14 protein-coding genes are annotated in these 12494 nt (G+C 67.4%); 9 read left to right on the plus strand and 5 right to left on the minus strand.

Going from position 1 to position 12494, the window contains the following annotated elements:
• Positions 1-330: 330 nt before the first annotated feature.
• The 5 genes from IHE47_RS00175 to IHE47_RS00195 form a co-directional block, all read right to left on the minus strand.
• On the minus strand, positions 331-1602 hold the full coding sequence (locus IHE47_RS00175; RefSeq protein WP_192102928.1) for an HDOD domain-containing protein: 1272 nt from the start codon (positions 1600-1602) through the stop codon (positions 331-333).
• A 97-nt stretch (positions 1603-1699) separates the two neighbouring features.
• Complete coding sequence (locus IHE47_RS00180) at positions 1700-2140, minus strand: flagellar protein FlgN (protein WP_192102930.1); 441 nt, start codon at positions 2138-2140, stop codon at positions 1700-1702.
• Positions 2137-2457 carry a flagellar biosynthesis anti-sigma factor FlgM gene (gene flgM / locus IHE47_RS00185; RefSeq protein ID WP_192102936.1) on the minus strand — a complete coding sequence of 107 codons (321 nt, stop codon included), beginning with the start codon at positions 2455-2457 and terminating at the stop codon, positions 2137-2139. The genes IHE47_RS00180 and flgM overlap by 4 nt, the downstream gene beginning before the upstream one ends.
• Before the next feature lie 101 nt (positions 2458-2558).
• Positions 2559-3266, minus strand: a complete 708-nt coding sequence (gene flgA, locus IHE47_RS00190) for a flagellar basal body P-ring formation chaperone FlgA (protein ID WP_192102938.1) — start codon at positions 3264-3266, stop codon at positions 2559-2561.
• Positions 3263-4567, minus strand: a complete 1305-nt coding sequence (locus IHE47_RS00195; RefSeq protein ID WP_192102940.1) for a methyl-accepting chemotaxis protein — start codon at positions 4565-4567, stop codon at positions 3263-3265. Before IHE47_RS00195 ends, flgA begins: the two co-directional genes overlap by 4 nt.
• Before the next feature lie 186 nt (positions 4568-4753).
• Here IHE47_RS00195 and IHE47_RS00200 point away from each other — a divergent pair, with 186 nt between their 5' ends.
• The 9 genes from IHE47_RS00200 (at position 4754) to IHE47_RS00240 (ending at position 12265) form a co-directional block, all read left to right on the plus strand.
• Positions 4754-5686, plus strand: a complete 933-nt coding sequence (locus IHE47_RS00200) for a chemotaxis protein (RefSeq protein WP_192102942.1) — start codon at positions 4754-4756, stop codon at positions 5684-5686.
• Between the two features lie 168 nt (positions 5687-5854).
• Positions 5855-6259: a flagellar basal body rod protein FlgB gene (flgB, locus tag IHE47_RS00205; protein ID WP_192102943.1), complete on the plus strand. Its 405-nt coding sequence runs from the start codon at positions 5855-5857 to the stop codon at positions 6257-6259.
• Positions 6259-6708 carry a flagellar basal body rod protein FlgC gene (gene flgC, locus IHE47_RS00210; protein WP_192102945.1) on the plus strand — a complete coding sequence of 150 codons (450 nt, stop codon included), beginning with the start codon at positions 6259-6261 and terminating at the stop codon, positions 6706-6708. Before flgB ends, flgC begins: the two co-directional genes overlap by 1 nt.
• 10 nt (positions 6709-6718) lie before the next feature.
• Complete coding sequence (locus tag IHE47_RS00215) at positions 6719-7429, plus strand: flagellar hook capping FlgD N-terminal domain-containing protein (protein WP_192102947.1); 711 nt, start codon at positions 6719-6721, stop codon at positions 7427-7429.
• A gap of 37 nt (positions 7430-7466) precedes the next feature.
• A complete protein-coding gene (gene flgE, locus IHE47_RS00220) occupies positions 7467-8687 on the plus strand; it encodes a flagellar hook protein FlgE (protein ID WP_192102949.1) in 1221 nt (406 codons plus the stop codon).
• A gap of 20 nt (positions 8688-8707) precedes the next feature.
• The gene (gene flgF, locus IHE47_RS00225) at positions 8708-9448 is read left to right on the plus strand and encodes a flagellar basal-body rod protein FlgF (protein WP_192102951.1); all 741 of its coding nucleotides are present in this window, start codon (positions 8708-8710) and stop codon (positions 9446-9448) included.
• A 28-nt stretch (positions 9449-9476) separates the two neighbouring features.
• Positions 9477-10262: a flagellar basal-body rod protein FlgG gene (gene flgG / locus IHE47_RS00230; RefSeq protein ID WP_192102953.1), complete on the plus strand. Its 786-nt coding sequence runs from the start codon at positions 9477-9479 to the stop codon at positions 10260-10262.
• 11 nt (positions 10263-10273) lie between these two features.
• The gene (gene flgH, locus IHE47_RS00235; RefSeq protein WP_343227406.1) at positions 10274-10951 is read left to right on the plus strand and encodes a flagellar basal body L-ring protein FlgH; all 678 of its coding nucleotides are present in this window, start codon (positions 10274-10276) and stop codon (positions 10949-10951) included.
• 111 nt (positions 10952-11062) lie between these two features.
• Positions 11063-12265 (plus strand): flagellar basal body P-ring protein FlgI, encoded by a 1203-nt coding sequence (locus IHE47_RS00240; RefSeq protein WP_192102955.1) that lies wholly within the window; start codon positions 11063-11065, stop codon positions 12263-12265.
• Positions 12266-12494 lie beyond the last annotated feature (229 nt).

A 12494-nucleotide genomic window follows, 5' to 3' on the forward strand; every position in this document is an offset into this window, starting at 1 on the left:
TGTTTGCTTTTGCGGCCTACCCTTGGACCGAACCCGCCACCCCGCCGCCGCCCTTCGCCTATCATCACTATTCCATCGGCCGCCACCGGCCCGCTCGGAGCGCGCGCTTGTTCGTACACGTCGATAACCGTTCTCCGCGTGCATGGCAGCAAGCCTGCGCCACTCTTCTCATTTGACTTCGCCCCTCAAGCACGCACAACCTGTCCCTCAAGGAGACGGGATGATGGCGTGGGCTTGCTTGGGGGGCTGATTCAGCGCACGGACGATCCATCCGCTGCGACTGCAACGAATGGGGCACGGGATGGGCGGGAGTCTGCGCAGAAGCCGCTGTTACGCGCTCTTTTCGTTAGCGCTGGCGTAGACCTGATCGGCCCACTGGGTGGCATTGAGGTAAACCGTGGCCAGTCGCTGGATCCGTTGCGGAGGCACCTGCGCGCTGGTCAACTCGTTGGCTTCCCAAGCAAGGATCTGTTGCAGGATCGTGGCGAAGGGGCCGCCGCGGCCGGTCAGTGCATCGCTGATCTCCGGCACCAGGCGCAGATGGGTCAGCAGGAATTCCATCGGTGCACACATCAGGGTGTCCAGCAAGGAAAACAGGCCGACGGTGAATGCCATCTCGGTACTGCCGTGTGGCATGCCCTGGGCCAGTTCCTCGCACATGTGGGCGCGGATGAGCGCGGCGCGCAACAACTCCGGAGGGCGATCGTCCATGCTGCACATGGCCATGGTGTCGATCCAGTTGCGCATGCGGGCGACGCCGAAGAAGATCGCGGCCTGCTGCACCGATTTCAGCTGCCGCGGCAGCGCGAAGTAGGCTGAATTGACGCAGCTGAGCAGCTTGTAGCTGAGCACGGCGTCATCGCGAATGATGTTGCCGAGTTCGACCGGGCCGGGGTTGCTTTCGTGCAGAGCGCCCATCAGGCGCAGCATGCTGAGGCGGTTGGCGGTCAGCACGGGCACGGCCATCGGCTGCGGCACCAGCAGGTACCGGCCCTGGATCGCTTCCAGCGGCAGTTCGAGGCAGCGTTCGTAGGTCGCGTGGTCGTTCACATGGCCTGCGACGACGTGCAAGCCACGGGCATGCAGGCTCTTCACGCGCTGGGCGAACAATTCCGGCGACAACAGGGCGGCGTCGAGGCGCACCAGTTGCACCATCTGCAGCAGTGCCTCGGACGACGGATCGCGGCCGGGTTCCATGTCGCCGATGTCCAGCATGAACTGGCAGCCACGCTGCGCCATCAGCTGCAGGCGCGCCATCAGCGCGTCGTCGTTGGCCGCATGGGGCTGCAGCACCACGCCGATGCGTGGCTGGTGCAGCAACACGTCGGCATCTTCCGGCAGCAATTCGGCCGGCAGGTTGAGGAACGCGCGATTGCCGCGGACCAGCCGGGTCAAGGCACCGTCGGTGATCATCGCCAGTATGCTGCGCAGCAATTCCTGTTCGTCGCCGTTTTCGCGGTGGAACAGGATTTCGTAGGCGTACAGGTCGCGCTCGCGGTTGAGCAGCGGAACGCGCAACACCGGCAACTGCGGGGATGCGCCGTCGTAGCCCCGGGAGGTGGCGGCTGCGGCAGGAGCGGTTGTCGTGGGGGAGGAGCTCATGGTTGATCCGGCGTCGCGTTTGTCGATTGGGCGAGCCGTGGCCGATGGCTCGCTGTTGAACCAGCCGCGTGTCCGGCGGTGGTATGCCAGCCTCGCTTCAGGCGGCTGCCAGCGGACGCGAGCGTCCCGTGGTATGCAGTTCGCCGCTGCGATCGTAGAGCCCCTTGCCGCCATCCGTCCCGGTCAGCACGGCCAACGCCTGGCGCACCATCTGCAGCCGCTGGTTGACGATGCTGCCGTTGCGTTGGTTCAGCTGATGGCAATGCTGCAGCGATTGCACGATGGAGGGCCAGGCTGGATCCGGCCTGGCCTCGATGCTTTCGCCTGCAAGGTGACGCCGCTCGGCATCCAGTTGCTCCAGTTGCTGCATGAGTGCCTGCTTGCGCGTCCCCGCCTGGCCAAGTGCCACGGTATCGGCGGCAACAAGCGCGGCGCGTTCGTCTTCAAGCGCCTGCGCGAGCAGCTCCAATGCCAGGCGCATGTCACCCAGCACGGCTGCAATGGCCTGGTCGAGTTCGGGTCGCAGGGGCAAAGTCATGCCTTGCTCGCACCACCGAGCTGCCGTTCCATGGAGACCAGGCGATCGGCGATGCGGCCTGCATCGATCTTGTAGCTGCCATTGGCCAGCGACTGCCGTACCTGCTCGACCCGCTGTGAGTCGACTTCGGTGGCGCTGGTGCGGGAGGCCTGCTGCAAGGCCTTGGCCGAGTCGGTCAGCTTGAGCTGGTCGTCGGCCTGGGCAACAGGGGCACCGGAACCGGCTGCGGAGGAAGAATCCGCAGCCTGGCTGCTGCTGGCAGGGCCAGTGGTCTGCTGGAGTTTCGGCAAGCCATTGTTTGAAATGGTCGTATTCATGTGTCCGTACTCGTTTCAGAGTGCCCCTGTAGCCGTTGCATCGGCCGGCCGTATGGGAACTTTAGAGGGTGAAGGCGCATAGATGAAGGCATGGTTGGTCCTCAGGGCAAGGCCTGCACTTCGCCGGGGCCGCGCACCATGGCATCGACCACCTTGCCCGAGCTTTCGTTGCGCACGCGCAGGCGGGCGCCGTTGTCGCCGCTGCCCAGGGCGATGCCGTCCGCACGGACGACGATGTCGCCCAATTGGGCCAGTACCTGGACATGATCGCCCGCGCGCACCGTCTGTCGTCCGCCCAGTGCGGCCGGCGTGAGTACGCTGCCGCCGGGCAGGGCGCGGGCAAGGCTGCGCCCGGTCAGCTGGTCGAAGGTGTCGATGTATCCATAGCCCAGCCGGGTCAGGTCACGCTCTTCGACGTGCACGTCCGCCGGGTCCAGTCCGTCGCCGCGCTGCAACGGCCGGTTGGTCACCAGGACATGGTGGAACAGCTGCACCTGCACCTGCACGCGCACGGCCCAGCCGGCCTGCGGGCATTGCACGGGTACGCTGAGGCGCGGTGCGGGACGGACGGCGTCGGGCAGTTCCGCACGCAGCGGCTGGTCGCAGCTCGCCAGTCGCAGGCGGGGATCCAGCGGCAAAGCCTGGGCCACCACGCGATTGCCGGGCAGGTCGAAACGGGCCTGCACGGCACGTTCGGCGGCGGCCCGGACGGCATCGGGCGACGCGGCGGCGGCGTAACCGACGCCCGGCCACGCCACGGCAAGCCATGCCAGCGCAAACAGCCCGATGCTGGCATGGAGTCCGCTCATGCGTCCGCCAGCAGGGTATTGAGCTGCCCCAGCAGCGTATCGCGGGCGGGATCGATCTGCTGCGAGAGTGCGCTGGCCTGCGCGGCTTCGCCGTCGCAGAGCAGGGCGACGAAGCGGGTGCCCTGCTCGCACAACTGCGCGCCGGCGCTGGCAAGGCCGGCCGCGGCCGGGTGGTGCGGCTGCAGGGCTCGCAGCCGTTCGACGCTGGAGCGGATCGCGTGGGTGTCGAACCAGCGGCGATCGACCGCGGCCGGATCGAGCAGGGCCAGTTCGGCGGCCTGGCGCAGGTTGAGGGAAGCTTCGCGCACGATCAGGCTGAGGCTGCCCGGGTCGTTGCCGCTGCCGGTTTCCAGCCAGTCCAGGCTCAACCGGTGGGAGAGCAGGGCGGCGCGTTGCAGCGAATCGGACTGGCGCCGCGCCTCGCCGGCCCGGCGTTGCAGGGAGCCGAGCGCGGCCTGCGCGCTGGTGGCGCGGGCGTGCTGGGTGTCATTGCTCTGCTGCAGCTTGCGCACGCGCTCGCTGGCCGCCTGCAGCGACTGGTTGCCGGAATCCAGCGTGCTGCCCGACTGCGCCGCGCCAGCCTGCGCGCGTTCCAGCTGCTGCAGGCTGTGCTGCACGTCGCCGTTCAACTGCGTCGAGAAGTCGCCGATCGAGCTGGTGACGTTCTCGATCTCGGCGGTGGTGAGGGAGGTCTTTTCCGCCAGTTGCTTGACCTCGTCGGCGACCACGGCGAAGCCGCGGCCGGCCTCGCCGGCGCGCGCGGCCTCGATCGCCGCGTTCAGCGCCACGAGGTTGGTCTGGTGGGCGATTTCCTGCACGGAGGTGGTGAGCTTGCGGATCTGCTCCACTTGCTCGGCCAGCTTGCTCTGGTTGCGGTTCATGGCTGCCAATGCGCTGCGCAGCAGGCGCAGCTGGCCATCCAGCTCGCTGACCGAGCCGTTGCCGGCGACGCTGGCCTTGCAGGCCTGCTCCAGCTCGGCGCCCACTTGCTGCAGGGCCGTCGAGATGCCGGCGCTGCCTTCCGTCAAGCTGTCGACGCCGCTGCGGCCATCGTCGGCCGCCTTGCCCAGCGAAGCCTGCTCGCGCGCGAGTTGCTGCACGGCGGCCAGCACCAGGCTCTGCTGCTCCACGGCCTGCAGCGCCACGGTCGCGGGTGGGCGGCTGGCGACGCGCGCCAGCAAGGGCGCCAGCACCTGCGCCGCACGGGGGTACTGGCGGCGCAGTGCGGCAAGCCGTGCGTCGTCGCCGGCGGCAGCGGCTTCCACCAGGGGGGCGAGGTGCTGGATCCAGATCAGGCTCATGGGGTGAATATCACCTTGAATGTCGAGGGGCGGCAGACCAGTGCCGGGCACTGCATCGGCCAAACCCGCCGAGTCTTGAGAAAGCAAGCCGTGTGCCACGACAACGGCTCAAGCCGGGGGTGGGGTGGTCGATACCGTGCGCGTAGGGCGCGCTGCGCGCGGCGATCAAATGGTTGAGGAGACCGCATGGGCGGCACGCTGCTGGAAAAAGTGGAGCAACACACCCGGCTGGCCGGCCACAACCGTGTGGCCATGTTGCTGTTCCGGCTCGGCGATGCGCAACTGTTCGGCATCAACGTGTTCAAGGTGCGCGAGGTGATGCGCCGCCCGCCGCTGGAACGCATGATGGGCGTCCACGAGTTGCTGGCGGGCAGTTGCGATTATCGCGGGCAGACCATCCCGGTGATCGATCTGGCCGCAGCGCTGGGCTATCCGCCGTTGCGCGACGAGGCCTCGGCGCACCTGATGGTCACCGAATTCAGCCGCTCGGTGCAGGGTTTCCTGGTCGCCGACCTGCAGCGCATGGTGCAGTGCGATGGCGACAAGCTGGCCGCACCGCCTGCTGCGCTGGGCTTCGGCAACCGGGTCAACGCGGTGACCCGGCTGGACGGCGCCTTGCTGGCGGTGGTGGATGTGGAGCAGGTATTGGCCAGCATCGATTCGACGCCGGCCGACCTTTCCATACAGATGCAGCGCCTTGCCGATGCCCGCGTGCTGTCGCCGCGACGGGTGCTGGTGGCGGACGATTCGCTGATCGCCCGCCGCCGCCTGGTGGCGCTGTTCAAGCAGATGAACATCGAGTGCGTGGTGGCGAAGGACGGCCGCGAAGCGCTGGACAAGCTGCGCAAGCTGGCCGCGGGCGCCCCGGACGAGGGCGTGAAGCTGGTGGTGTCCGACATCGAAATGCCGCGCCTGGACGGCTACGCGCTGACCCGTGCGATCCGCGAAGACCCCCAGTTGTGCCGGTTGAAGGTGGTGCTGCACAGCTCGCTGTCCGGCGGCTTCAACGAGGCGATGGTGAAAGAGGTGAAGGCTGACGCCTTCGTCGCCAAGTTCCAGCCCGACCTGCTGGCGCAGGCAGTATTCGAACTGCTGCCGGCGGATGCGGCGCCGGGCTGATGCCTTGAAACCGACGCCCTGCGGGCGTCAACAATCCGACTTCACTCAGAGCGCCGTTTCGCGGTGGCGTGGCGCAAACCCCGCCAGCCCAGTCGTGGCAAGGGTTCCGGCGTAGTGGCATGCAACTTGCCTCCTGCTCCGTGCGGCAATCGCACGCGGAGCAGACCGATGAGCACCATCCCACAAGACTTGTTTGGCATTCATACCCAGGCGATGGATCTGTGGCAGCGCCGTGCCGAAGTGCTGGCCAACAACCTGGCCAACGCCGACACGCCCGGCTACCTCGCGCGCGACATCGATTTTCGCAAGGCGCTGGCTGCGGCCGGCAACCAGGCCGGCGGCAACCTGCAGCTGGAAACCACCTCGGCCGGGCAGATCGGCAACGCGCCCGCCGGCGGCACGGCGCTGGCGTATCGCGTGCCGACGCAACCCAGCATGGACGGCAACACCGTCGACGCCCAGGTCGAGCAGGCCGATTTCGCCGCGAACAGCGTGCATTACCAGGCCAGTCTTTCCTTCATCACGGCGCAGATCCACATGCTGCGCACCGCCATCACCGGAGGGCAGAGCTGATGTCACTCGATTCCATCTTCAACGTGGCCGGTTCGGGCATGGCCGCGCAGTCGCTGCGGCTCAACACCGTGGCCAGCAACCTGGCCAACGCCGAGAGCGTGTCGGGCACTCCCGAGGGCGCCTACCGCTCGCGCGAGCCGTTGTTCGCCGCCATCCAGAAGCAGCAGCTCGCGCAGTTCGGCGACGGCCAGGGCAACAGCAATGCCGATGCCGGCGCCAGTGCGGGCGTGCAGGTGCTCGGCATCACCGAAAGCCAGGATGCGATCCCCCAGCGCTATGAACCGGGCAACCCGCTGGCCAATGCCGACGGCTACGTCTACGGCAGCAACGTCAACCCGGTGGATGAGCTGGTGAACATGATCTCGGCGTCCCGCTCGTACCAGAACAACGTCGAGGTGATGAATACCGCCAAGCAATTGATGGTCAAGACCTTGACCCTGGGCCAGTGAGTCTCCCGCCATGACCACGATCAACACCAACACCACGAACTCCGCCGGCGCGGCTGGTTACGGCTATTCGGGCACCAGCAGCACCAGCAGCGGCACGAGCTCCCTCAGCGGCGCGCTCGGCAGCTCGATGAGCCAGGCCGACTTCCTGCAGCTGCTTACCGCACAGCTGCAGGCGCAGGACCCCACCAATCCGATGGACAACACCCAGTTCGTGTCGCAGTTGGCGCAGTTCAGCCAGCTGGCTTCCACGCAGAGCCTCAACACCACGGTCAGCAACCTCTCCAGCCAGGTCGCCAGCGCCATGCAGACCTCGCAGGTGCTCGGCTCGGTCGGCCTGGTGGGGCGCAACGTGCTGGTGCCGTCCGACAACCTCAGTTACGCCGGCAGTGCGCTGGGCGGGGCCGTGGGCGTGACCAATGCGTCTTCCGACGTGCAGCTCGTCATCAAGGACGGCAGCGGCAAGGAGGTGCGCACGATCGACCTGGGCGCCCAGCAGGCCGGCCTGGCCAAATTCAGCTGGGACGGCACGGACGACAGCGGCAACCCGGTGCCGGCGGGAACCTACAGCATCACGGCGGCGGACCAGAGCGGCAACGCGCTTTCCACCTATGCCAGTGGCTCGGTCAGTGGCGTCGGTTACGGCGGCAGCAGTGTGGGTACGTACGTGCAGGTAAACGGCGTGGGCGGCGTGCCGCTCAGTTCGATCGCGCAGATCAACTGATCGCCGACAACAACCCTTCCAACGAGGTAACGAAGTCATGGCACTCAACCAAGCGCTCAGCGGCCTGAACGGCGCACAGGCCGATCTCAACGTGATCGCCAACAACATCGCCAACGCCAACACCACCGGTTTCAAGGGGTCGCGCGCGGAGTTCGCGGACATCTACGCGGTGAGCGGCGTCAACCTCAGCGCCACCGCGGTGGGCAGCGGCACGCGCCTGACCAGCGTGGCGCAGCAGTTCGCCCAGGGCGACATCGAGACCACCGGCAACAGCCTGGACATGGCGATCAGCGGCAACGGCTTCTTCGTGGTGAATACCGGCAACGGCTATGCCTACACGCGCGATGGCGCGTTCCAGCAGGATGCGAACGGCAACGTGGTCACCCAGGACGGTTACAAGGTCCAGGTCTACCCCTACAGCGCCGCCAGCAAAAGCGTCGATACCAGCACGCTGACCAACCTGAACCTGGTCACCGCACAGAGCGCGGCCACGCCCACCAGCACGGCGACGATCACCTCCAACCTGCCGGCGGATGCCACCGCGCCGACGCTGGCCTTCGACCCCACCAATCCCGCCACCTTCAACAATTCGACCACGTTCACCGTGTACGACAGCCTTGGTTCGTCGCACCAGGCCACCGTCTACTACGTGAAGACCGGCACCAACACCTGGGACGCGAACCTGTACGTGGACGGCCAGTCCGCCGGTACGCAGGCGTTGACCTTCAGTTCGTCCGGCACGCTGACCACGCCGGCCAACGGCATCGTCAACTTCAACTCGCTGAACTACGGCAACGGCGCCAACGCGCAGGCGCTGTCGATCAATTTCAGCCAGACCACGCAGTACGGCTCCGCCTACGCCGCCGGCACCATCAGCCAGAACGGCTACACCGCCGGCGCGCTGTCCTCGATCAACGTCGACAGCACGGGCGTCGTCACCGCCAATTACTCCAACGGCCAGAGCAGCGAGCTGGGCCAACTGGCGATGGCCAACTTCCAGAACCTGCAGGGCCTGACCCAGCTCGGCAGCGCCAGCTGGGCGGCCAGCACGGCTTCGGGCACGGCGGTGATGGGCACGGCGGGCAGCGGCCAGTACGGCACCATCCAGTCCGGTGCGCTGGAGCAATCCAACACCAGCGACACCACCGCGCAACTGGTGGACATGATCCAGGCGCAGCGCGACTACCAGGCCAATGCGCAGGTGCTGTCCACCGACGACACGCTGGCCTCCACGCTGTTCAGCGCCGTCTCGCGGTAAACCCGCCGAGGTAGGTCACCATGGATCGTTCCGTCTACATCGCCATGACCGGGGCCACGCAGATCATGCGGGCCCAGGACGTGGTGAGCCACAACCTGGCCAATGCCAGCACCACCGGCTTCAAGAGCGAGCTCGACGCGTTCCGCAGCCTGCCGGTGCTGGGGCCGGGCAGCCCCTCGCGCATCAACGCCGTGGCGCAGGGCATCGGGCGGGACGAACGACAGGGAACCCTGCAGCAGACCGGCCGCCCGCTGGACGTGGCGGTAAGCGGCTCGGGCTGGATCGCGGTGCAGGCGCCGGACGGCAGCGAGGCCTACACGCGTGCCGGAAGCCTGCAACTGGCCGCCGACGGCACGCTCACCGACGCTGCCGGCAATCCGGTGATCGGCAGCGGCGGCCCGATCACCGTTCCCGCCAGCACCCAGGTCGTGATCGGCGGCGACGGCACCATTTCCTCCGTGCCGCTGGGGCAGGCGCCGAGTTCGCTCAACCAGATCGACCAGATCAAGCTAGTCAATCCCGACCCCTCGCAGCTTTCCAAGGGCGCCGACGGCCTGCTGCACATGAACGACGGCAGCAGCGCCGATGCCGACCCCGGCGTGCAGCTGGTGTCCGGCACGTTGGAAGGCAGCAACGTCAATCCGTCGGAAGAGCTGGTGCGGATGATTTCGCTGTCGCGCCAGTACGACATGCAGGTGCGGTCGATCAAGACCGCCGAAGACGACGCCGACGACAGCATCAAGCTGCTGCAGTCGGACTGATTCAAGCCATTTTTAGCGGAGCCATCCCATGTTCTCCTCCCTCTGGATCGCCAAGACCGGCCTCGATGCGCAGCAGACGAACCTGGATGCCATCTCCAACAACCTGGCCAACGCCAGCACCACCGGCTTCAAGTCTTCGCGCCCGGAATTCCAGGACCTGATGTACCAGAACCTGGGCCAGCCCGGCGCGCAGACCACGCAGCAGACGCAGTCGCCCTCGGGCCTGCTGATGGGTACCGGCGTGCGCGTGGTGGCCAACGAAAAGATGTTCACCCAGGGCGCGATCGCACAGACCGGCAACGCGCTGGACGTGGCCATCCAGGGCCGCGGCTTCCTGCAGGTGACCATGCCCGACGGCACCACCGACTACACCCGCGACGGCTCCCTGCACACCGACGCCAACGGCCAGATCGTGACCGCCGACGGTTACCCGATCGAGCCGGCCATCACCATCCCGCAGGGTGCGCAGAGCATCACCATCGGCACCGACGGCACGGTCAGCGTCACGCTGGCGGGGCAGGCCGCGCCGCAGCAGGTGGGCGTGCTGCAGATGGCCGACTTCATCAACCCGGCGGGCCTGCAGTCCGTGGGCCAGAACCTCTACGAGGAAACGGCCTCCAGCGGCACGCCGCAGACCGGGCAGGCCGGCGTGAACGGCATGGGCACCCTGCTGCAGGGCTCGCTGGAGTCCTCCAACGTCAACGTGGTGGAGGCGATGGTGGACATGATCCAGACCCAGCGCACCTACGAGATGAACTCCAAATCCATCAGCGCCGCAGACAGCATGCTGCAGACGCTCACCACCAACATGTGAGGCTGGCCATCGTGCGCACCACGGCCCTTTTCCCGTATCCCGTCCTCGCCGCCGCGCTGCTCCTGCTGTCGGGCTGCGCCGTCATGCAGAAGCAGAAGCGCGACGACGCGATGTGGGCCGCCACGCCGCCGGAGCCGGCGCAATCGGCGCCGCCCGCCGACGGCTCGATCTACCACGACGAGCAGGGCATGGAGCTGTTCTCCGATTCGCGTGCGCACCGCACCGGCGACGTCCTGACCATCGTGCTGGTGGAGAACACGCAGGCCGTGAAGAAGGCCAGCACCAGCACCAGCAAGACCGACAAGACCAGCTTCGGCGCGCCCACCATCCTCGGCCGCACGATCAACGGCGCCACGGTGGCCACCGACGGCGACCGCAGCTTCGACGGCACCGGCTCCAGCAGCCAGAGCAACCAGCTCACCGGCAACATCACCGTCACCGTGGTGAAGCGCCTGGCCAACGGCACCCTGATGGTGCGCGGCGAGAAGTGGCTCACCATCAACCAGGGCCAGGAACTGATCCGCATCGCCGGCATCGTGCGCCCGCAGGACATCGGGCAGGACAACTCCGTGCCCTCCACCCGCGTCGCCGACGCCCAGATCTCCTACACCGGCCGCGGCACCCTGGCCGATGCGAACACACAGGGCTGGCTGTCGCGCTTCTTCAATTCCAAGTGGATGCCCTTCTAAATGAAACGCCATGGGCCCAACACACTGAAGGTCACCGCCTGGAACGAGCGTGCGAACCCGCGCGCCACGCTTGCTCCCGCTCCACGCCGGGGAGAGGGTTGGGGGGAGGGGATGCGGTCGCGGGAAGCTGCCCTGGCCTTCATCAAGCGTTGCCTGTCCAAGCCCCTCCGCCAGCCGCGTCCCCCGCTCCGGCGGGGGGCGGGCGTCAAGGGCGCCGTGCTGGCGCTTGCCGTCGTGTTGCTCGCACTGCCTGTCGTTCCCGCCCGCGCGGACAAGATCCGCGACCTCGCCTCGGTCGGCGGCGTGCGCACCAACCAGCTGATCGGCTACGGCCTGGTGGTGGGCCTGGACGGCTCCGGCGACCAGACCACGCAGACGCCGTTCACCACGCAGAGCGTGGAGAACATGCTGCAGCAGTTCGGCGTCAACATCCCGGCGGGCGTGACGGCACCGCAGCTGAAGAATGCGGCGGCGGTGACCATCACCGCCGAGCTGCCGCCGTTCGCCAAGCCCGGCCAGGCCATCGATGTCACCGTGGCCTCGATCGGCAACGCCAAGAGCATCCGCGGCGGCGAGCTGCTGATGTCGCCGCTGCGCGGCGCCGACGGCAACGTCTATGCGATCGCGCAGGGTAGCGTGGTGGTGGGCGGCATCACCGCGAAGGGCAAGAGCGGCAGCAGCGTGGAGAAGAACATCTCCGCCAGCGGACGCATCCCCGGCGGCGCCACGGTGGAGCGCAGCGTGCCCTCCGCGTTCGCGGGCACGGACGACCTGCGGCTGAACCTCAACACGCCGGACTTCACCACCGTCTCGCGCATCGTGAACACGATCAACCGCACCTACGGTTCGGGCACCGCGCGCGCAGTGGACGGCGGCACGGTGGACGTGCGCGTGCCGCAGGACCCGACCCAGAAGGTGGCATGGCTGGGCACCATCCAGAACCTGGACGTAACCCCGGGCGACCCGCCCGCACGGGTGGTGGTGAACTCGCGCACCGGCACCGTGGTGATCGGTTCGGACGTGCGCGTCTCCGCGGCGGCGGTGGCGCACGGTTCCATCCAGGTCACCATCAGCGAGCAGCCGCAGGTCAGCCAGCCGGGGGCCTTCAGCAAGGGTCAGACCGTGGTGGTTCCCTCCAGCAACGTGCAGGTCAGCGAGGACGGCGGCCACATGTTCAAGTTCGGCCCGGGCGTGAGCCTGGACACCATCGTGCGCGCGGTGAACCAGGTGGGCGCCTCGCCCAGCGACCTGATCTCCATCCTGCAGGCGCTGAAGCAGGCTGGCGCGCTGCATGCGGACTTGGTGGTCATCTGAGAGCCTGCCCATGGTTTCCAAGCATCCCGTGTTGTCATCGAGTGGCCGCCAGGTGGTAGGGCGTGGCGCCGGCCTGACTGGCGATCAGGCCAAGCCGCGCGCTGCCGCATGGCGGCCATTCGATGACAACCCTGCGGGCCGGGTCTGTTTGCCCGCATACCAGCGTCATCGCTCGGTCGTGGACGGACGTCCACTTCCTCCCTTTTCCTTGGTCTGCGCGCAAACAGCT

The sequence above is a fragment of the Rhodanobacter sp. DHB23 genome (assembly GCF_014842975.1).
Lineage (GTDB): Bacteria > Pseudomonadota > Gammaproteobacteria > Xanthomonadales > Rhodanobacteraceae > Rhodanobacter_A.